The organism is Archangium lansingense (genome assembly GCF_026626635.1).
Lineage (GTDB): Bacteria > Myxococcota > Myxococcia > Myxococcales > Myxococcaceae > Archangium > Archangium lansingense.
Map to the genome: position 1 here is coordinate 1,547,847 of NZ_JAPNKA010000001.1, position 19,749 is coordinate 1,567,595.

15 protein-coding genes are annotated in these 19,749 nt (G+C 65.9%); 9 read left to right on the forward strand and 6 right to left on the reverse strand.

Annotated features, from left to right (window positions below; genetic code table 11):
* Positions 1 to 80: 80 nt before the first annotated feature.
* Positions 81 to 1,925, reverse strand: a complete 1,845-nt coding sequence (locus tag OV287_RS06275) for a bifunctional metallophosphatase/5'-nucleotidase (protein WP_267533067.1) — start codon at positions 1,923 to 1,925, stop codon at positions 81 to 83.
* Between the two features lie 221 nt (positions 1,926 to 2,146).
* Between OV287_RS06275 and OV287_RS06280 the strand changes: the two genes are divergently transcribed.
* Positions 2,147 to 3,379: a hypothetical protein gene (locus OV287_RS06280; RefSeq protein WP_267533068.1), complete on the forward strand. Its 1,233-nt coding sequence runs from the start codon at positions 2,147 to 2,149 to the stop codon at positions 3,377 to 3,379.
* 25 nt (positions 3,380 to 3,404) lie between these two features.
* On the opposite strand, the gene OV287_RS06285 is transcribed toward OV287_RS06280, so the two are convergent.
* Positions 3,405 to 5,705, reverse strand: a complete 2,301-nt coding sequence (locus OV287_RS06285) for a family 2 encapsulin nanocompartment cargo protein terpene cyclase (protein WP_267533069.1) — start codon at positions 5,703 to 5,705, stop codon at positions 3,405 to 3,407.
* Between the two features lie 1,017 nt (positions 5,706 to 6,722).
* Between OV287_RS06285 and OV287_RS06290 the strand changes: the two genes are divergently transcribed.
* Both OV287_RS06290 and OV287_RS06295 read left to right on the forward strand, forming a co-directional pair.
* On the forward strand, positions 6,723 to 7,238 hold the full coding sequence (locus OV287_RS06290) for a hypothetical protein (RefSeq protein ID WP_267533070.1): 516 nt from the start codon (positions 6,723 to 6,725) through the stop codon (positions 7,236 to 7,238).
* Entirely contained in the window at positions 7,235 to 9,247 is a 2,013-nt protein-coding gene (locus OV287_RS06295; RefSeq protein ID WP_267533071.1) for a hypothetical protein, read from the forward strand. Before OV287_RS06290 ends, OV287_RS06295 begins: the two co-directional genes overlap by 4 nt.
* Before the next feature lie 311 nt (positions 9,248 to 9,558).
* On the opposite strand, the gene OV287_RS06300 is transcribed toward OV287_RS06295, so the two are convergent.
* The gene (locus tag OV287_RS06300) at positions 9,559 to 9,696 is read right to left on the reverse strand and encodes a hypothetical protein (protein ID WP_267533072.1); all 138 of its coding nucleotides are present in this window, start codon (positions 9,694 to 9,696) and stop codon (positions 9,559 to 9,561) included.
* A gap of 561 nt (positions 9,697 to 10,257) precedes the next feature.
* Complete coding sequence (locus OV287_RS06305) at positions 10,258 to 11,058, reverse strand: UBA domain-containing protein (RefSeq protein ID WP_267533073.1); 801 nt, start codon at positions 11,056 to 11,058, stop codon at positions 10,258 to 10,260.
* A 212-nt stretch (positions 11,059 to 11,270) separates the two neighbouring features.
* Here OV287_RS06305 and OV287_RS06310 point away from each other — a divergent pair, with 212 nt between their 5' ends.
* From OV287_RS06310 to OV287_RS06325, 4 genes are read left to right on the forward strand one after another with little or no spacing between them, the layout of a single operon-like run.
* Complete coding sequence (locus OV287_RS06310) at positions 11,271 to 12,410, forward strand: hypothetical protein (protein WP_267533074.1); 1,140 nt, start codon at positions 11,271 to 11,273, stop codon at positions 12,408 to 12,410.
* Between the two features lie 15 nt (positions 12,411 to 12,425).
* Positions 12,426 to 13,331, forward strand: coding sequence for an AHH domain-containing protein (locus tag OV287_RS06315; RefSeq protein WP_267533075.1), 906 nt, complete (start codon positions 12,426 to 12,428; stop codon positions 13,329 to 13,331).
* Positions 13,332 to 13,334: 3 nt separating this feature from the next.
* Positions 13,335 to 13,919, forward strand: a complete 585-nt coding sequence (locus OV287_RS06320; RefSeq protein ID WP_267533076.1) for an imm11 family protein — start codon at positions 13,335 to 13,337, stop codon at positions 13,917 to 13,919.
* A gap of 28 nt (positions 13,920 to 13,947) precedes the next feature.
* Positions 13,948 to 14,712, forward strand: a complete 765-nt coding sequence (locus tag OV287_RS06325; RefSeq protein ID WP_267533077.1) for an Imm49 family immunity protein — start codon at positions 13,948 to 13,950, stop codon at positions 14,710 to 14,712.
* 1 nt (position 14,713) lies between these two features.
* On the opposite strand, the gene OV287_RS06330 is transcribed toward OV287_RS06325, so the two are convergent.
* Positions 14,714 to 15,334: an SMI1/KNR4 family protein gene (locus OV287_RS06330; protein WP_267533078.1), complete on the reverse strand. Its 621-nt coding sequence runs from the start codon at positions 15,332 to 15,334 to the stop codon at positions 14,714 to 14,716.
* An 839-nt stretch (positions 15,335 to 16,173) separates the two neighbouring features.
* Positions 16,174 to 17,088, reverse strand: coding sequence for a formylglycine-generating enzyme family protein (locus tag OV287_RS06335; RefSeq protein WP_267542300.1), 915 nt, complete (start codon positions 17,086 to 17,088; stop codon positions 16,174 to 16,176).
* Between the two features lie 273 nt (positions 17,089 to 17,361).
* Here OV287_RS06335 and OV287_RS06340 point away from each other — a divergent pair, with 273 nt between their 5' ends.
* Complete coding sequence (locus tag OV287_RS06340; protein WP_267533079.1) at positions 17,362 to 17,685, forward strand: hypothetical protein; 324 nt, start codon at positions 17,362 to 17,364, stop codon at positions 17,683 to 17,685.
* Positions 17,686 to 18,021: 336 nt separating this feature from the next.
* Positions 18,022 to 19,611, forward strand: coding sequence for a hypothetical protein (locus OV287_RS06345; RefSeq protein ID WP_267533080.1), 1,590 nt, complete (start codon positions 18,022 to 18,024; stop codon positions 19,609 to 19,611).
* The last annotated feature ends 138 nt before the right edge of the window (positions 19,612 to 19,749 follow it).

The following is a 19,749-nucleotide window of genomic DNA, read 5'->3' on the forward strand; positions in this document are numbered from 1 at the left end:
ACCGCCACGCTGGAACTTCCGCTCCCGTAGGAGGTGGCCCCTCCAGAGGTGCCCTCTCCCAGGGGGGAGAGGGCGCGCGCTCACTGCGGTGCCGAGCACTTCACCGGGCCGCGCGTGGCCTCGAAGTAGTAGTCGTAGACGCTGGGCGTGAGCGAGAAGTTGCACGCGTTCACGTCGTTGGGGTCCACGTTGGGGTGGTTCTGGAGGTAGCGGGCCACGTAGTCGCGCACGCCATCCGCCGAGGTCCAGAGCACCCGGCCCTCCTTGAACATGGAGTAGCCGCCTCCGCCGCCGGCCCGGTAGTTGTTGACGGCGACGTGGAAGACGTCGTCATCGCGCACGTCCGCGCCCTTGAACCGCAGGTGGGTGAGGCGCGAGCCCAGGGGCTTCGTGAGATCGAACCCGTAGTCGATGCCCGAGTAGAGGTCCCAGTTGTAGTGCTGCACGCTGCTCACCCTGGCCGCCTCCGGGCTGGAGGCATTGGGCGGGGCACTGGGGTTCCACTGGACGAAGTACCCGGCGTTGTGCTCCAGCGCGCGGCGCAGGATGGAGCCGTTGATCTCCATCACATACAGCGTGTTGTCATAGATGTAGATGCTGTAGGCGTCGCGCAGGGTGATGTCGCCAGCGGGCAGGCCATCATCGGTGAAGAGCGCGGCGAGCGAGAAGTCCACCGGGTGGCCAGCCTCCTTGGCGGCCCGCTCCTGCACGGCGTTGATGAGATCGGCCAGCGAGCTGTCCACGTAGCGGGCGGCGTAGCCCCCGGGGAAGGCGGCGCGGGTGGTGCCAATCTTCCTGCTCACGTAGTTCAGGGTGGTGTCGTGGTGGCCTTGGGTGAGCTGCGTCACCCGCGCGTCCTGCTCCACGCTGGCGTTCACCTCGAGCAGGCGCGAGTCCTTGCCCTCCACCTTCCAGTGGCCGTCCGCGTGGACGAGCGAGAGGTCCACCACGCCCAGGTGGCTGCCCCAGCGGTTGGGCTGGATGAGCAGCACGTCCTGGCCCTGGGTGTTCTTGAGCAGCATCTTGGGGATGGGCTGGTGGGTGTGGCCGGTGAGCAGCACGTCGATGCCCTCGACCTGCTGGGCGATCTGCACCGCCTGGTTCTCTCCGGGCAGGTTGCCGCGGTCGGTCCACTTCGTGGGGTCGGCGTAGTCGGTCAGCCAGGAGGCGGGATCCGTGGCCCTGCCGGTGGGCTGCTTGTCCGGGCCGCTGTGGATGGCCACCACCACCACGTCCGCGCCGGCCTGCCGCATCCTCGGCACGTACTCCCGGGCCGTCACGAGCGGATTATCGAAGCGCAGGCCGGAGATGTTCTCCGCGCGCTCCCACGTCGTCACCCCGGGCGTCACCAGGCCGAGGATGCCCACCTTCACTCCGCACACGTCCTTGAGCAGGTAGGGGATGACGGCCTCGCCGCCATCCGAGCTGCGGCGGATGTTGGCGCCGAGCAGGGGGAAGCTCGCCTCGCTCTTGAACTTGTTGAGGACGTCGAGGCCGTAGTTGAACTCGTGGTTGCCGAGCGCCATGGCGTCATAGCGCAGCTCGTTCATGGCCACGGCCATGGGGTGCTGGGGAGCGTTGTCCACCAGGGCGTAGTAGGTGCCCAGCGGCGTGCCCTGGATGGTGTCGCCCGTGTCGACGAGCAGGTTGCACTCGGGATGCTCCGCCCGGGCCTGCTTCACGAGCGTGGCCACCTTGGACAGGCCGCGCAGGGGATCCGGCTTTCCGGTGAAATAGTCCCAGGGGAGGATGTTGGTGTGCAGATCGCTCGTCTGCATCAGCCGCAACGTGCGCGGCGAGCTATCCACCGGCGGCTGGGGCTCGGGCTGGGGCTCGTCGCAGGCGGTAAGGGGGAGCAGGGCACAGGTGCCCAGCAGCGAGAGGAGGGCCGAGCGGCGACGGCTGGCTGGAGAACGCGGAGACATGACAGGTGACCTCGAAGGAGAATCCAGACGCCCGGGATGAAATTCCCGGGCGCGTTCCTCCTACGAGTCCCCACGGGTCATTGCAATCGCATGTTTCTTTTCTACGGCAAGCCGGCTCTGCGGAGCGCGAGAATCAGTGCTGTTGCAAGGCGCGTCCACCTGCTGCTATCGCGCAGCCTTCCCCAGTGGCGTCTCCCAAGACAAGACGAAAGCACCCTCCCATGAAAGACATTACTCCGGTCGTGAAGGCGGTCAGGCGGAGCGCCGTGCACGAGAACGGCGCCTTCTTCAAGCTGGCCTTCGCCCTGCTGGGCGTCATCATGTCGAGCGCGATGGTCCTCTCGCCCACGCAAGCGAGCGCCTTGAGCGAGCCCGCGCCCAGTCAGACCGCCTCGAGCGATTCTCCGGCTAAACAGACCCAGCGCTCCGAGACGGCCGGGGGCAAGGCGCCCACGGCCGAGGTACCGTCGAGCGACGCAGCGGAGCGCTTCGCCCAGGGTGAGCACGTCGCGCTGGACTCGCCCCTGCTGAAGGTCGAGAAGATCACGCTGACGATCGCCGAGGATTCCTTCGGCAACCTCGAGCCGAGCATCCAGCTCTCGGTGAAGAACACGTCGGAGAAGACCCTCTCGTCCGCGGACTACGACGTGCGGCTGTTCATCGACAGCCAGCCGCAACCCGTGCTCAAGGAACAGGCGTCGGGGCTGTCGCGAGGCGGGCTGTTCGTGTCGTTTGGGGAGCAGGGGCTGAAGGCCGGCGCTTCGGCCATGGTCACCCCGCTGCTGAGCAACGAGCGCGCCTGGACCATGCCGGACATCCTCAACGCCAAACGCTGGCAGCTCGTCCTCCGCAACAGCGGTGTGAGAGATGGGAGCAGGAAGTCCGTCGACGTGAAGGCCCCCGCGTTCACGCTCCTGCCCGACACGACCCCCATCTACACCGCGCCGGCGCCTTCCGCGCCAGCGAAAGCGGCCGGCCCTGTGGACTTCGCCGCGGCCTTGCGCGATGGCGTGAGCGCTGGGGCGGGGAACGAGGCACTGTCGTTGCGGAACCTGAACGTGAAGCTCGAGCGCGACAGCTTCGACCGGCTCCAGCCGGTCATCACGTTGGACGCGACCAATATCGGCGATCGGACCCTCTCCCATGCCGGGATCCAGGCACGGCTGTACCTCGATGGCCAGGACACACCCGTGCTGGAGACACAGGATGGGCGGGCCGCGGGAGGTGCGTTGCTCAGGGGCTTCTCCAGAGCACCGCGCGCCCTCTTCGCCTATTTCGGCGAACGGGGACTCGCTCCCGGCCAGACCCAGCAGATCCAGTTGCAGCCCGACGACTCCGAATGGACGTCGCCCGACGTGCTCAACGCGAAATCGCACCTGGTGCTGCTGCGTGTGGTGGAAACCCGAGATGGGCTGAAGAAGCCCTATGGTGGCACGGCCCAGAAGCTGCCTTGATCCGGACGGTTGTTCGACTCGTTCGTCATGACTCGCCTTTTTCCACCGATTTCTCACTGACCTCGACCCCGGGCTGGATGCCTCTGAGCAGCGACGCGATGCGCGCGGCCGAGGTCCCCAGCCCCGTGGGGCTCCCCGGCAGCCGCACGAGCTTCCGGGTGTTGCGCAACTCGAATTCCTTGTAGCGACCCACCGCGAGGTGCCACTCGAGCACTCCCCGCATCCACTGCTGCAGCTTCTCCACGTACCTGTGCAGCTTCTCGCGGGCCTTCGCGTCCAGGCGGTAATCCTCCACGAGCGCGGGCAGCTCGGTGGCGACGATGTGCTCGAACTGCTGCATCCGCGCCGTCATCAGGTCATTGACGACCTCGACGGCCCTCGGCTTGTCGAGGTCGAGGAATCGCTGGACGACCAGCACGCCGTTGTTGAGCTCGCCCTCGAACTCAATCTCTTTCTGGTAGGAGAAGATGTCGTTGGTCATCCAGGCGTAGTCCCCGGCCGAGTTCTCCAGCGAGCGCAGGGTCCGCGTATGGAAGATCTCCGGCGGAATCTCGTTGCCCTGCGACAGCCGGAGGGACAGGCTCATGAAGAAGTCCGCGCCGAACGTCTTCCGGCGCATCTCCACGTAGTCGACCGGATCCGGGATGCGGTTCTGGATCTGATTGGCGAGTTCCCACAACCAGCTCGCGGCCATGTCCAGGAGGGCCTTGCGGAACAGATTCCGAGCGCTCTGGGACAGGGTCACGGCGGTGCGAGCCCACATGTCGGCCAGTCCGCGCTCGACCGGGTTGATGGGGACTGCCGTGCAGGTGGCGGGGTCGTCTGGCAGGAACGTCGCCAGCCGGGTGGTGAAGACCTTCGCCCCCGCCATGTCGCGGGTGTGCCCGTAGAACGCGGGGAAGTAGTCGTCGGTGTAGGTTCCCCAGACGAGCCAGCCGACGGTCAGGTTGAGCTCGGGGCCCGACATGCCCGGGTGGATCAACGCGGCGCACAGGGCCATGTCGGCGACGTCGAACGTGTGATCATCCCAGATGTACACGCCCGGCAGGCCCGGCAGCGGGTCCAGCATCCCCATCTGGCGCGCCCAGTCCTTGGAGTGCTTCCGCGCGGCGTCCAGGTGCGGGTTCAGACCCGTGCTGTACGGCATGTAGAACTTGGGCAGCTTCACCGGGCCCACGGGGGTGTAGGGCACGTGGGCGAAGCTCTTGAACCGGCTCAACCCCAGGGAATCGGGCGACAAGCGGAGGCGCGCCGCCGAGGTCCCCAGGCCCGTGGGAGCGAGCGGGAGCAGCCCCTCGTTCCGGGTGCCCTTGTTCATGTAGCGGCTCGAGCGCATGTGCCATTCGTGGCCGCCGGACTGCCAGTCCTGAAGCCCGCGGATGTACGTGAGGACGTGCGCCTGCTCCACCGGGTTCACGCCGAACTCCGCGAAGAGCGAGGGCAGCTCCGTCAGCGTCGTGTTCTCGAACTGATGGAGCCGCGACGTCAGGAGATCGTTGGTCAGGTTGGCGGCGCGCTGGGTATCGACTTCGAGGAACTTCTCCATCACCAGGACGCAGTTGGAGAGCTCCCCCTCCTCCAGGATTTCGCGCTCGTAGGAGAAGAGATCGTTGCGCAGGTGCACGCCGTCGGAGAACGTGTCCTTGAGGACGCGCATCGGCCGGGATTCCGCGATCCGGTCGGGAATCTCCGCGAAGACGGCGTGCTCCACGAGATCCGCCGACCACGGCGCCCCGCCCACCTTGCGGCGCATCTCGATGTACTCGATGGGATTCGAGACCCGTTGCACGCTGATGTTGGACAGCTCCCACGTGGACTCCTCGAGCAGGTGCTTCGTGCTCGTGAAGAACCGGCGCCGCCAGGCCTCGGAGCGATTGGGCACCGTCCGCGCCCACAGGTCCGCGAGGCCGCGCTCCACGGGATTGGTCGGCTCCGGCGGAGTGACGGAGAGGTCCACCGGCATGAACGCGGGCAACCTGTCGAGGTACTTCTTCGCCCCCTCGCGATCCTTCGTGCGCTTGTACAGCTCGAGGAAGTGGTCGTCGAAGTAGAAGACCCAGACGTACCAGTCGGTCACCAGGTCCAGCTCAGGGCCCGGAGCCTCGGGATGGGTGTACGCGCAGAGCAGGGCGTAGTCCATGGCATCGAACCTGGCCTCGTCCCAGATCTCGGGGGCGCTCCCGTCCTTCGGCTTGCCGATGATTCCCAGCTCCCGCGCCCACGCCTTGGAGTGCACGCGGGCCCCTTCGAGGTTGGGATTCAGGCGCGCCGGCCAGGGGACGTAGAAGTCTGGCAATTGAAAAGGTTGCTTGGCTTGCGTTTTCATGAATTGCCTTCTGGGATTGGGCCTGCGTGCTGCGCGCGTGCGCTGAGCAACCGATGTACCAGCGTCCGCCGAGGCCCACAAGGCTCGCAAGGAGGCGGAAACAGGCGTTCAGAACCCGCGCGAGGGCGAAGAGCTCAGGCCGCTAACGCGTCAAAGGGGCCGGCTGACACGTCAACGGCTCGGTTGACGTGTCAGCGGGCTCGCCATGTCAGACCCCATTTTACATTCCGCGTCACATTCGGATTTTCAGGCCATCTCGCCCATTCCCGACGACGAGGAGCAACCAAGCGTCGAAGTCTGATGTGCGCAGTCCTGGGCGCGCTCATGTTCGCCGGGGAAGGTGTCAAAGGACTCGTACAGGCATATTGCCTCCTACGAATCGTCTGACACCTCGGCCGGGGCTCAGGGTTTGCCCAGGAAGGGTCTTCCCCGCTCCATATCGGTTCTTGACCGCGGTAGGGAGGTACTCCGGGCGCTCAGGCCGTCTCTCCTGGGGGCTCAGGGTTGGCTTTCCGGGCGAGCGGGCCTTCCGGACGACGGATGGTGTCCGGGCCATGCGCCAGGCGGGTGGAGAGGACCGTGCAGCCCCGGCGGGCACACACCTGCCCCGGCCCCTGTCCGTTGAGCGGAGAGTTGGAGCGCCTGACCCGGTGCGCGAGCACCGCCGCCCAGCCATGCGCTACCTCCCATGACACAAGGGGCGGTAATCAGCCAGGGCCCGCATCGTCGGAGCGGGAGCGGAGTGCGAGACGCGAGTGCCGGCAACGCATCTTTCACAAGTGAGTGGGCGGGAGGCGTAGCTTCCTGAGTGCTCATTCGTATCAGGGCATGGCTGATTGCAAAGGGCAAACGCAGGAGGAAGAGCGTGTGGGCGCCTGTCTCGGGGCATGAGCAGGCCATGGGGTGGCGGTTGCGGCCCGCGGGGCCGCCCGTTCTAGACGAAGAAAGAGCTCGTCTCCATCTCGTCGCGCGCCCAGGATCATGAGATCTTTCTTTTGGAGTCCCAAGCAGATCCTCTTGCGAGAGCTGCTCCCCCGCACGGCCGTCGTCGTCATCGCCGCGACGATCGCGGGTTTGGCAATGAGCGCGTACCAGGCGCGTCAGCACCTTGTCATCAGCCCCGTGGAGATCGGGAACTCGCTGTTCCGCGCTGTTCTAACTTCGGCATTCACGCTCCTGGTGTGGGCGCGCCAGGAGGGCGCAAAGCTCCAGGAACTGCGGAAGACGGCACGTCTCACGCTGGGCCAACTGGAGAAGCTCCTGGGCCCCGGGCTCAGCTCCGCTCTCTCCGAGAGCGAGGAGGCGAAGTGGCGCCAGGAAATCCATGGAACGACCCTCCTGAGGGATGTGGGCGCGCTCCGTGATGCGGTGCTTCGATTGTCTTCTCTCAAGCTCCTCCCGGAGGACGCGCTTGAAGCAGCGACGACCCTGCAAAACACCGTACAGGGCGGTTGCGACAGGGACACGTGCAAGGAGCTACTGGCCGCTCTGAACGGGCACTTCGATTCGAATCAACGAACAAGGAGTCGATGATGAAGCCACGAGACAGCTTGAAGATTCCGCTATCCAGGAGCCAGGACAGTCTCGACACCTTCGTCACCAACATCATGATGCCAGAGGAGCCGAAGGCGCGCAGCATCCTTGATTACTACGTCTATTCGAAAGCCGACCCCCGGAGGTATGCGCGCCATGGTGTCCCTGTCCCCGTCGTTTCCGACTCCATCAAGCTCGAGAACAAATACATCTCGGACTTCGCCAGCCTCGGCAGCAACGAGCAGATCATCCTCAACAAGGTCATGGTCAGCAATACACCGCTCACGGTGATCGTCGCCACTGTTGGGGCGGGCAAGACGACACTCTGCAAATTCATCCAGTGCAAGCTGGAGGCGGTCACCGTTCCCGAAACGGACTTACACCCCCTCCAGATCTATGTCGACTTCAACGATCTGAAGCCGGAAGTGATGCACAAGTCCACCAACGACAAGGAGATCGAGGAGGTCTTCTACGAGCACCTCGTGAATGAGTTGTGCTTCTATATCTCGAAGGTGTGCTCCGTCGACCAGGAGGTCGAGCATATCTGGAATGACGCCCTGAAAGATCCCCCGCCTCGAACACTGGGCTCGGAGTTCAGGCGTGTCGTTGTCGCACTGAGGGAGAACGGTCTCGATAGCTGGAAATTCAAGAAGAAGAACGCGGGCTCTGATCATGAGGCGGTGATGGAAGGACGGCGCGCCCTGCGCGCTGAATTCAAGAAGGACAAGCGCAGGTTCTGCGGGTATCTCTGCGAATTGATCAGCCACCTTCGCCACAAATACTACGCGGGAAACCGCTGGGGAGTCATCGTCTATATTGACAACATCGATCAGTTCTCGGTTCATGCGCAGCGGGTGATTCGTCCAGGTCTCTTCCCGATCCTGATGGCCGCCGATGTCCGCTCCCTGGTGATGATGCGCGAGTCGACGTGGTCCATGACCAACAACGATGCGTTCACCACTCCCATCGATAGCATCCCTCATACTGGGCCAAATCCGTGCAAAGCGGTCGCCGAACGCCTGCAGGTGGCGAAAGTCATCCCACCGGAGGAGCATGGCGTCAGATTCGAGGATCCGTCGCAGTGGAAGGCCCATGTGGACATGGTGCTGGATGCCGTGAGCTCGGAGTCAAGGGTTTCAGAGTGTCTCGATCGCTTGAGTGGCTTCAGCATTCGAAAGGCGTTCGTCCTCGCTCAGCATTTGTTGCTGTCATTTGAACATCCACCGAAGTATGAACACCTGTGGAAGCATCATCTCAAGCGGATGATGATCTCCCAGGGGAAGCCCGCTGGCTATCAGTGGAAGGAGAGGTGCGTGGTCGACAACCTCTTCCAAATTCATGATGATGTCGCGGGCTCTCCGCTCTTGAAGGTGCGGCTCTTGCTGGCCCTGTCTCGTACGAAGAAGCAAGTGATGAGGCTCGTGGAGTTGAACGAAGTGCTCCGCTGGTTCGGCTACGAGAGCGATGCGATCCGCGTGGCACTCAATGAACTCATGCATTGGCGGAAACGGATCGTGTGGGCGGATTCCGTTCTTTGCTTTCCAAGCGATGCGGCGTTCCTGGCTGGAATGCAATCGAGGGTGTACGCCGCAACGGTGGCCAAGGGGTATCTACTGCTCGCCAGGGATCTGGACTACATGACCGAGGTTGCGATGGATACCGATGTGCCGGATTTCACGTTGAGCGAAGAGCCGCACCAGGGAAGGTCGCCTCCCGCGCGGCTCCTGCTCGAGGCGCAGTTGCGATTCATGCAATGGTTGAGGCAGACGGATGAGGATGAGATGGCCTTCTTCCTGAAGGCGCATTCCCTCGATGAGTACAAGAGGTTCTACGGAGACGGAAAGCTTCTCGTGTGCAATTTCCTGCCCGAGTGTCTCGGCGAATTCGAGAAGAGAGTTGGAGGGCTGCTGGACCCCAAGGCCGAGAGGTTGAGGGAGGAGTTGGTGAACTTCAAGCTCCTGGTCGACTCGCCTTTGGAGATGAGCCCCAAGCTGTCGGCACTGCTGTAGACGCCGCCGCTCGCTCTGTCCGGAAAGTATAGAGGAGATGAAGCGGCCGGGCGGCCACGGGGCGTGGAGGCCCACCGAGCCCTACCTACATTGCGGCGGTGCGGAAGTGACCGCCGAAGTGGGGGGAATGGGCGATTGAGTACATCGGCATCGACGTGCACAAGCGGGACAGCCAGGTATGCATCCTGGGCGAGGGTGGCGAGGTGGTACTGGAGCAGCGGGTGCGCACGCAACGAGGCCTAGGCAAGCGTGTCCCTCAAGGGGCTGCGTGGCCTCTCCACCGACCGGGCGTACTGCTCGGGCGGCCCCCGTCAGCGGCCCTTCTCGGCCCCTCGGCTCCAGCCATCACGACCCAACTGACCTTCCATCCTTCTTATTCTCCGCGAGCCCTTGCCATTTACCTTCACCCGGCCGCGGCGCTCGCCCAGCTCCAGGTCCTCAAGCTTCACGTGGACGAACTCGTCCTCGCGGATGGCGGGGAAGGTGTCAAAGGACTCGTACAGGCATATTGCCTCCTACGAATCGTCTGACACCTCGGCGGAGCTCTCCTCAAAATGGCGAAAGTCGAGTCTGACACCTCGGCCGGCTGGATGCGCGCGAGAGCTCCTTCTGCGTCCCGCTCAACCGCGCCTCAAGCGTCCTGGCGGGCATCGTGGCGAGCATTTTCCTCGGCGCGGGCCTCATGGTGGCAGCCATCGTCGCGCTCTCGCTGCCAGAGCACCGCAAGCCCCAGGCGCAGGGTGTCCGGGGCACGTAGCGCGGGGCGGGGGAGACAGGATTTGAACCCGTGGACGAGGGGTGCCCTAAACCCGCACGGTACACGCTCTCCGAAGAATCGTGAGTGAATCCAGGCACTTCGAGTCCACGGGTGAGTCCTCGGCAGTCCCACCTGTCACCCGGAGTCCCCTCCAGTCTTGGAGACATTTTGGAGACGAAGCCAGGGGCTCACTGAGCCCCTCTATGGACGAGGCGTGAGGTTGGGTGTCCACGGAAACGGGGGCAGGCTCAGATCAGGCCAGCTCCTCGAACCAACGCTGCTTCTCAGCGGTTTCGTAGCAGAGCTGCGCGAAGTCCTGCACCAAGCTTGCGCTCGGGAGGTACTCAGCGATCCGCTTCCGCACGTCCGCGAGCTGACGCTCCGCGGCACAGGCGTCCAGGAAGTAGTCCTCGAAGGCGTACATGGCGGCGCATCCGGGCGCGGCTTTGAATCCCTGCCGGGCCAGTTCCTCGAGCACCGCCTGCGCGCAACGGAGCATCTCGTAGCAGTAGAGGCAGGCAGGAAGGCTCGAGAACTCCCACTGCAGCGTGGGCTCCTCCTCGTCGATCTCCGGCACATCCGGTCGGGTGGCCTGCAGCCCGTTGCGGTACAGGAACGCCCGCAGGAGGCGATCCTCCACTCCGGAGCGCTCGGGGATGGCGCCGCTCCGGATGTCGAGGTCGACCTCGGTGATGGGCTCACCCTTCCTGCCTTGCGGCCCGGCGTACGCCGTGACGAGGTTGACCGGAACCCCCTGGTAGGACCGAAGTACCACCGCGGTGAGCGGCGCGCCGTCGCGCGGGAGGTACTCTGCCAGCGCGTCCACGCACGCCTCCACAACGCGCCGCCCGTAGGCCTCGAAGCAGTAGGAGCCCCGCTCCGCCGGGTCGTACCTGGGCCGGCCTCCCGTGAAGCCCGCCTCCGCGAGCAGGTTCATCGCTGTCCGGAGATCTCCGCCGCTCGCGTCCACGGCTTTCTTGCACTCGACGAGCGGAGCCCCAGTTCGGCGCTGGACTTCGCGCACCAGCACGGCGGGCGACTTCTGGTCTGCCATGGGTCAATGCTGGTGCGGGACAGGCTTGTGCCTATCCGTTCCCAGCGCCTCCTTTCAAAAACGCGCGCACATTTCCCGCACGCGGCTCGGCGTTTCCGGGGTTCACTTCTCCTGAGCCATCCATCATAACAGGAGATGCAGCGCGGCACGGCTCCGTCCGCCGCGCTCGCGACGTCCTCGGTGACGCCTTCACGACGAACCTTGCGCTGCGCATGCGACATCTCGACCTCCGTCAGGCGGTGCCGTACACTCCGGGGAAATCTCTCGCCGAGGACCCGTTGACACTGGCGATCACCAGCCTCGGGATGATCTCATCGATTGGCCACAGCGTGGTCGAGGCGTGCGCGGCGTTGCGGGCCGGGATCGTCCGCCCGAGGCCGCTGCCGGGCTGCGATGCGCTGGACGTGGATCTGGGCGAGCTTGTCCCCGTCGTCGGGCACCCCGTCGCCGGGATCACCGACGGCTTCTATCTCTCCGGCGTGTGGCTCCGGCTCGCCGAGCGCGCGGTGAGTGACTTGCTCTCCTGGGGCGAGGTGCCCGGTCCGGAGGACGCTGACTTCTGGGCTGGGTGCGACGTGCTCCTGGTCACCCCGTGCCTGGACCCTGAGCGTTTCCCCATCCTCACGGATGCAGAGACAGTCACGGCGATGACCAGCGAGTACGTGGAGGGCTTCCTGGAGTTGACCCGCCTGCCGGTCGCCTCGCGGAGCATCCAGGTGCTCTCCGCGGGCCACGTCGGCGTCGCCCGAGCACTGGAGCTCGCCGGCCAGCGGGCGCGTGCCGGCTCCGCGAGGCGCTGCCTCGTCGTCGCCGCCGACTCGTATGTGGATCCGGACGCGCTGGACTGGCTGGCCTGGCATCGGCGGCTGAAGGTCCCAGACCGGGCGGTGGGGTTGATGCCTGGAGAGGCCGCCGCGGCAGTGATGGTGGAGTCGCAGCAGAGCGTGCGGGCACGGAAGGCGAAGGTCCGCGCATGGGTGGACCGCGTGTCCTTCGGCGCCGCTCATGACCGGGCCTCCTCGCGCGACGGCGCCGGGCTGGCCGCAGCGGTGGCGCCGCTGCTGGAGCCTGGCACCGGTCTCGCCGCGGACGTGCTCTGCGACATCAATGGCGAGGAGTGGCGGGCGCGGGGTTATGGCAACGCACTGGTGAGGTTGGGAGCGCGCCTGGGTCAGCACGCCCTCATCCTACCCGCGGGCTCCCTGGGTGACACCGGCGCGGCCAGCGGCGCAATCGCGCTGTGCGCGGCGACCCGAGCCTTCGAACGCAACTACGCCCGGAGCGACCTGGCGCTGGTGCTCTCCACCTCGGAGAATGGGGAGTCAGCGGCAATCAGGGTGCGACGGGCCTGAGCTGGAGCGAGAACCATGTCCGATTCGGATCACATCAAACTGGAGGACTACAAGGATCTCCACCAACCCAAGGGCGGCGCCGGCGGCAAGGGCTGCCTGTGGGAACATGAGAGCGAATACAAGGAGGGCCACCGCTGTTCGCACCGCTGGCAGGCGTACGAGCATGCCAAGGAGGACAAGCACCTCTACAACTACCCCGCCTACAAGAGCCTCAGCGTCGACCACAAGCCCTCCCGCCGCGACAGCTTCCCGACCGCCGCCTATGCGGGCCCCAAGACGCGACGGCCTACCGACACCTACGCGATGCGGAATACCTTCTCGGGCTACGGCGTGACACCGATCTCCGAGCCGTTGAAGAAGAAGCCGCGGCCCGGTCAGTGGAACCTGGAGTATCCAGGCAACTTCACGGACAAGATCGTCAAGCCGTATTGGCACAACGCGCACCACATCATCCCCAGGTCGGTCCTGCAGGACGAACTCCAGGAGGCCAGCAAGGACGACGCGCGCATCGCCCCGATGATCGCTCAGGGGCTCCTCAGGGCAGAGTACAACCTCAACGACAAGCTCAACATGGTCATCCTGCCCATGGACCGTGCGGTGGCGGAGGCACTGGGCTTGCCACGGCACCTGCTGGGCCACCAGGCCAAGGTGGGAGAGGACCTGTTCGGTAAACGCCGCGAGACGGACCACCCGAACTACTCCAATCGCGTTCGGATCCTGATGCGGCCGGTGATGAATCAGTACCGGGCCATCATGGCGGCGAAGCTGAAGGAGGACCACCCCGGCCCGCCGGACGCACTCGCCCGGCAGCAACTGGAGCAGGTCTCGCGGACCATCTACAAAGCCATCGTGACGGCCGGAAAGTTCATGAAGGGCAAGTCACTGGATGAGCTCAAGTTCGGCGGGGTGGGGGGGCGCTGAGCGATGGCGTATTTCCATATGAACACCCTGGGCGACGACGTGGACGAGGCTCTGGCGCGCGTCCTCGAGGAGCCGGACAGGATGGGGGGCTTGGGTTTCAAGCTGGCCCAGGGTGAGCCCATTGGCGACGCGTACCCGCAGGACGCCCGCGTGCACCTGGACCCGTACTCCACTGGCGTCAAGCTGTGCTCGCTGCTGGGCAACACGGTGGGCTACCTGATCGTCAACGGTGCGATGAAGGCGGTACTGGAGCGCCACGACGTGCACCCCGTGGAGATCCGCCCGGTCAACGTCTACAACCAGCGGAAGCGGCTGCACGGGCGGGACTACTGGATCGTCAATCCTCTGCGCTTCGTCGACTGCGTGGACCGCCGCGCCAGCCAGATCCAGTACTCGACCTCGGACCCCTCGCAGATCGTGGCCGTCGAGGAGTTGGTGTTCCGCAGAGACGCGCTAAAGGACGCTGGCGACTTGTTTCGGATCCGCGAACAGCCCATGTCGTATTTCATCAGCGAGCGGGTGGCCGCGGACCTGCAACGCGGCGGTTTCACCAACGTCTTCCTGAACGAGGTGCGCGAGGAAGGCTGAGGCCACGCCCTCCGAGCGCTGAGTCGACATGGGTTCTCGCTTCGTTCCCGTCATCCTCGCTAACGCGGACCAGGAGATCGGCGAGCTCCTCGCTGATGCCAGCCACGACGCGCCGGGGAAGGTGTTCCAGCGTCTGTGCCGGGCGTACCGCGTCCGCGGGTGCGCCGCGTTCTTCATCTCCTGCCGCGCCGCCCAGCTCCATGCTGACCTGCAGCGGAGCGGGGCCGCGCACGCCGCGTTCCTGGAGCATGCGCCGGAGGCGGAGAAAGCCACAGGCCGGGCGGCACCATTCTTTGACGCGCTGGCCTGCACGGACCTGGCCACCGCCGAGCGCATCGCCTGGCGGTCCTCCCGCGCGCTGAAACCGGACCTCGAGCTGCCGGAGGACTTCCACTATGTGGACTTGCTGATGGAGCGGTTCTTCCGCGGCGGCCGAAAGGGAGGAGAAAGCGAGGCGATCCTCGCCCGGTTCGAGGAAGCGGTGGAGGGTGGGGCGAGCACGCGCCTGGACATTTGCCGCGCGCTGCTGGCAACGGACGCGGCGGCCTTCGAGGAGGCGCTCGCGGCGCTGGTGCAGGAACACCGCGACCACTACGCCACCGGGTTGAGCAAGGGCCGGATCCCCGAGGAGGTATGGGCGATCGACGGATGCCTCTTCGTGGAGGGACTGGCGCTCCTGAGGGTGGCGGAACTGGCCGGGCTCCGCGTCTCGACCGACTACCCGCTGCTGCCGTCGCTCGCGCTGCCGGTGCCGCGGATCGACTTCGGGCCAGACACCTGGCGGTCGCCATAGCTCAGCCGGTGGCCGCGGTTGGGAGCTGGCGGGGGTGGAACTCTGGCCTGAACTGGTCCTCCGTTGGCGCGGCGACGAAGGGGAGCTTTGCAAGCCGCCGCTGGCAGAACCCCTGGAGGACCAGGTCCGTGAAGCTGCGCGCCAGCTTGACCAGTCGCGGGGGTGTTTCCCCGGCGCTGGCGCGCTGCCTGCGGTCGAGTGCATAGAGCGCCCACTCGCTCTCGCTGGTCGGCTCCGAGGCGGCGAAGAAGAGCGGACCGCACTGATCTGTGAAGGGCCGCGGGACAGGTCCGGGCCCCAGGACCACCACGCCGATCTGGATCGCCTTGCCAGTGAACTTGGTTCGCGACCCGTTGCTGGCGTCCACGAACGATGCGAGATCCCGGTGGATGCCCCTCGGCGTGGCGAGGAAGCCCTTCACGTTCCAGGGCACGATGATCTCGAGCAGATCCCCCAGCCGGCCGGGGCCGATCTCGGTGCAGAACGACCGGTAGCTGGCGGGAAAGGTGACCTTGAGGCGCTCCTCCGCAGCGGCCAGTTCCACCTCGGTGGGCAGCGGGCCTGGCGGGGCGCCACGCCACTGAATCCCGCACTGGTCCAGATGCTCCTTCCATGTGGTCATGGGCTGGATTGTAGCCGCGTCCTTGCGCGGATGTCCTCCGCCCGAACAGGAGCCAGTGGCTCGTCGTCTCACGATTTCTCGAGCCCCCTCTCTGGGGAGTCGCGGCTGTGAGCAGACATAGGACGAATAGGAGCCCTGAAGAGGGTGGGGGCAGGTGCGGAGAGGGCGAGGGGGCCTTTGACGGGTGCCGCCCGGGCTATGCGTCGGGCGGTGCATCCCCTTTCTGGCACATGCCTGCCCAGGTCGCCCTCTCCAGGGGGGAGCGGCCGGGGATGGGGGGCGTGAGGGCAACGGCTGGCTGGCGCTCAACACCACGCGGTCCGGGGTGGCCCTCGTGCTGCGGCCATTGGTGCAGGCCGCGTGGTGTTGAGGCTTGAGCCGCCACAGAGCCAACAGGCCCAGACTCCTGCCTCGCACCTCATGGGAGGGAGGTCTTGGCAAGCATGTCCCTCGAGGGGCTGCGCGGCCTGTCCACTGGCCTGGTGCAATGCTCGGGTGACCTCTGTCAGCGGCCCTTCTCTTCCCCTCGGCTCCAGCCCTCACCACTCCACGGGCCTTCCATCCTTCCTATTCTCTCCACAGGGTCGCGCCGTGCTTGGGAGCGCCCACCTGGGTAGTAGGGAACGCGGGAGCCACCGTGTAGCTCCTGGAGAGGTGGCTCGGTCCGGTGCAGACATGGGGACTCGGGCCTCGCGCAGCGGGGAAGGTGTCAAAGGACTCGTACAGGCATATTGCCTCCTACGAATCGTCTGACACCTCGGCCGGGGCCCTCGCGCCGGGGCCAGGCTCGCATCAGGGTGAACGCAGCATCGCCCTGAATCCTCCCGTGACACGGCACCTCACGTTCTGACAGCGACGATGCGGAAGCCGATGTGCTCGTGCCTGCGTTCGGGCTCGAACCGCTGGCGAAACCCCGCCCGGCACGCCCATCCATCGTCGGCGTAGCACCCGCCACGCCGCGCCCTGGGGTACGTGCCGTCGCGGTTGGCTTCGCCGCGCACGGAGTATGAGTCGGGGTCCACTCCGCCCGGTAGCTGTTCGTGGACCCAGTCACGGCACCACTCGTTGACGTTGCCGTAGAGGTCGTACAGGCCCCAGGGGTTCGGCGGGTAGCTGCCGACGGGGGTGGTCTGGTTGATCGACGGCCCAGGCGCGCCCCCGTTGTATGGCCTTCCCTGGAAGTTCGCCTGGGTGCTGCTCAGCGACGTACCGAAGGAGGTCGGCGTGGTGGTGCCGGCGCGGGCGGCGTACTCCCACTGCGCCTCGGTCGGGAGCCGGAACTCCCAGTCGGCCGGCAGCTCGCCCGAGGCGTGCGCGAGCTCCGTGAGTCGACGGGAGAAGTCTTCGACCTCGAAGTAGGTGACCCGGTACATCGGAAAGTCACCGCCCTGCCCGACGTTGAACTCGGCGGGGAACGCGCCCATGACGCGGGCCCACTCACCCTGGGTGACTTCGTATTGGCCCATCCAGAAGCCCTTGCTGATCATCACCTCCACCTGGTCTTCCCCCGGCCGTCGCTCGGGCTCGCCAGGCGGGCTGCCCATGATGAAGGTCCCCGCGGGACACCACCTGAGCTTCACTCCGAGGATCTCCCGCGCGTCGCCGGCACTCGCTCCATCAAAGGGCGACGGCGGGGCGAGCGTGGCGTCCTCTGGCAGCGGCTTGATGGAGTAACAAGCGACGAGGCCGGCGACAACCAGGCCGAGCCGCCATGTGCTTGACGAACGCGACTTGAGAGCGAGGACCCGGACCATGGTGGTCACGCTACGCAATCACAAGCGCGCGTCCAAGCGGACGAGAACGAACTCCAGCGGGCAAGCGCGGGGAAGGCGCGGGGAAGGTGTCAAAGGACTCGTACAGGCATATTGCCTCCTACGATTCGTCTGACACCTCGGCCGACACCTCGGCCGGCGCGGCGTTGCACATTTCCTTGCATCACTCTCCAACTCGCCGTCTCCTGACCTTCGAGGGGGGAGCGAAAGACCGCTCCCGTGAACGAGTACCCTCGAACCCACCCAGGAGCGTGCATGCGGAATTGGATGAAGCAGCTCGGTACCCGCTTCAGCCTCGTTGTCTCCCTCGGTGTCTCGTCGACGGCCCTGGCATATCCACCGCAGTGCGTGGATGTGTGCACGTGCGAAAGCTACTGCAACATGGACTGTTACGCTGGCACCACCTTCAAGACCACCTGTGGAGAGGATGGCGCGCTCTGCAGGGAGGTTTGCGGGGTCGGCGTCACCCAGGCCTCCCTCAGCCAGGCCTCCCTCAGCCAGGACGCCCAGGAGCAGCAGGACGCCTCCCGGGACGTGTGCACCGAGCAGGCCCAGCCGTCCGCTTCCGCGGAGAGCTGAGTCCACGGCCGAGCGGGAGGAGCGGGTCCGGCTGCGCACCTGAAAAGCCTCCGCCCGCGAAGCACTTCTGGCCCGCTCTTGGTCGCCATGCCGGAAGCCTTGAGCCATGATGCGGGTCAGGTCTTTATTGCCGCGGGAAGGTGTCAAAGGACTCGTACAGGCATATTGCCTCCTACGAATCGTCTGACACCGAGAAGGTGACACCGAGAAGGTCGTGGAGGGCAACGTCGCGCGGCTCCACCCCTCGCGGCGTGCTGGGCCACGCTACGCGCTGCCCTCCGCCGCGAGCTCGCCGGTTCCCCTTGACATTGCGCGCCCGAAACTCGAAGGCGGGACATGTCTTTCGTCCTGAGCTGGCAGCGAGAACGCTACGTCGAGCCCGAGGAGCTGATCGCTGCCATCGAGGAGACCGGGCGCGCGCTCTCGCTCTCGTTCGTGGCGCGTTCGGTATCCGCCGACGACGAAGAGGTCGACGATCCGGGCGGGTCCGGTGTGACCCTGCTCCTCGCGGGCAAGGAGGAGGACGACCTCGAGCTCGCCATCGAAGGACCGATCCCGATACGCGCTTTGGCCTCCTTCACGGGCCATGGGCTCGAGCTCTACCAGTGCACCGTGAGCACCGATTGGGCACCCGCTTACTTGTTCATGCTCCACGTGGCGACGTTGCTCGGGATGGTGCCGAAGGACCGGCTCGAGGACGACTCCGACTTCGTGAGCGAGGTCCGCTCCTGGGTGGGCGAGTGCGTCGAGGGAGAGGTCGATGAAAAGGCCGGGCTACGCGTCGCAGCGAAGGCAGGCGCCGTCGGCCCATTGCAGCTCCAGGCCCGACGCGAGGCAGACGGCCCCGTGCTCGAGGTTCGCGGCGCCGGGACCGACCTCTCCTTTCGCCTGACCGGCGGCGCGGCGAGCCTCGACGCTCACGGCCTCGAGCGAGTCCTCGCATCCGTGCGCGGGGACGAGCTCGAGTCGCTCGTGGCGGAGGAGCGCGCTCGTCGACTCGCCACCACCGAGCCGGCCGCCGATCCGGCGCATGGCGGAGCGAGCGTCTTTCGGGTCTGGGTGGACGGTGTGGCGGGGCCCGCGCGTTCGCTCGCGATGTCCGACTGCATCGACGAGCTGGACCTTCCAGCGCACGTCGACGCCGCGCACGTCGTTTGCGACCTCGTTCATTACCTCCCGCACGGCCAGCCGATGGCCCGCAGCGCCAGGCTGGAGATGCCGCTCGATGAGCCACTCGATGACCTCTGGTTGCTTCCGACATGGTGCTGGACGCCGACCGTCACCGAAGTTCAGCGCGTCTTCGAGGAGTTCAGGCGCAATCCGCGCGCGCGCTTCGTTCCGCCTCTGCCGCAGCCGGACGAGGAAGGGCTCACGCTGGAGAGCTGGCTGGATGCGTTTGCGCGCATCACGGGCCGGCTCGGCAGCTTGAGAGCTCGCGACCTCATTGTCGCCGACACAGGCGCGGCGGCGCTCCTGCCCGCGGGGCTGACCCCGAGCATGCCGATCCGGGTCGAGCAAATCTCCGACATCCTGGCGGCGATCGAGGCGGCCATCACGGGGGGACATGGCGCTTGGGGCGCGCATGAGGGGCTGCTGCTCTCGGGCGAATGGGCGAACGACTCGACGGATGATTTCGTCGACGGTCTCGTGGCCATGCTCGGGCTGCCCGAGCCGCCCGAGCCCGCTCCGTACGACGAGTACCTCGCGACGCTCAATGCGGCGGCCGAGTCGCTCGGGAAGGAAGAGCACCTCTACGTCGTCCCCAACTCGGTCGGCCTGACCTTGGTCATCAAGCTCCACCCGCGCACGTTCGACGAGCTGACGGCCAAAGGCCTCCTCGAGGCTCACCTCGCGTCGGGGCCAGGCGTCGCGCGCCGCGGCTACTGGCGACAGCTCGCATCCTGGTGGTCGAAGCGTTTCTCGTAGCGGCCGAAGGTGTCGGCCGAAGGTGTCAGAGGATTTGTACAGCCGAGGGTCTCCTTGAACCGGAGGACGGCCGGCTTCGTTGCCGGTGATGCCCTCCTCGCGGAGCAGCAGGCTCCGACTCGAATTCTCTGACACCTT

Excerpts from the sequence above, each read along its gene's own strand:
- OV287_RS06335 (WP_267542300.1), bottom strand. The coding sequence starts at position 17,088 with ATGGTCCGGGTCCTCGCTCTCAAGTCGCGTTCGTCAAGCACATGGCGG.
- OV287_RS06280 (WP_267533068.1), top strand. The coding sequence starts at position 2,147 with ATGAAAGACATTACTCCGGTCGTGAAGGCGGTCAGGCGGAGCGCCGTG.
- OV287_RS06330 (WP_267533078.1), bottom strand. The coding sequence starts at position 15,334 with ATGACCACATGGAAGGAGCATCTGGACCAGTGCGGGATTCAGTGGCGT.
- OV287_RS06340 (WP_267533079.1), top strand. The coding sequence starts at position 17,362 with ATGCGGAATTGGATGAAGCAGCTCGGTACCCGCTTCAGCCTCGTTGTC.
- OV287_RS06305 (WP_267533073.1), bottom strand. The coding sequence starts at position 11,058 with ATGGCAGACCAGAAGTCGCCCGCCGTGCTGGTGCGCGAAGTCCAGCGC.
- OV287_RS06320 (WP_267533076.1), top strand. The coding sequence starts at position 13,335 with ATGGCGTATTTCCATATGAACACCCTGGGCGACGACGTGGACGAGGCT.
- OV287_RS06345 (WP_267533080.1), top strand. The coding sequence starts at position 18,022 with ATGTCTTTCGTCCTGAGCTGGCAGCGAGAACGCTACGTCGAGCCCGAG.
- OV287_RS06285 (WP_267533069.1), bottom strand. The coding sequence starts at position 5,705 with ATGAAAACGCAAGCCAAGCAACCTTTTCAATTGCCAGACTTCTACGTC.
- OV287_RS06315 (WP_267533075.1), top strand. The coding sequence starts at position 12,426 with ATGTCCGATTCGGATCACATCAAACTGGAGGACTACAAGGATCTCCAC.
- OV287_RS06295 (WP_267533071.1), top strand. The coding sequence starts at position 7,235 with ATGATGAAGCCACGAGACAGCTTGAAGATTCCGCTATCCAGGAGCCAG.
- OV287_RS06325 (WP_267533077.1), top strand. The coding sequence starts at position 13,948 with ATGGGTTCTCGCTTCGTTCCCGTCATCCTCGCTAACGCGGACCAGGAG.
- OV287_RS06310 (WP_267533074.1), top strand. The coding sequence starts at position 11,271 with ATGCGACATCTCGACCTCCGTCAGGCGGTGCCGTACACTCCGGGGAAA.
- OV287_RS06275 (WP_267533067.1), bottom strand. The coding sequence starts at position 1,925 with ATGTCTCCGCGTTCTCCAGCCAGCCGTCGCCGCTCGGCCCTCCTCTCG.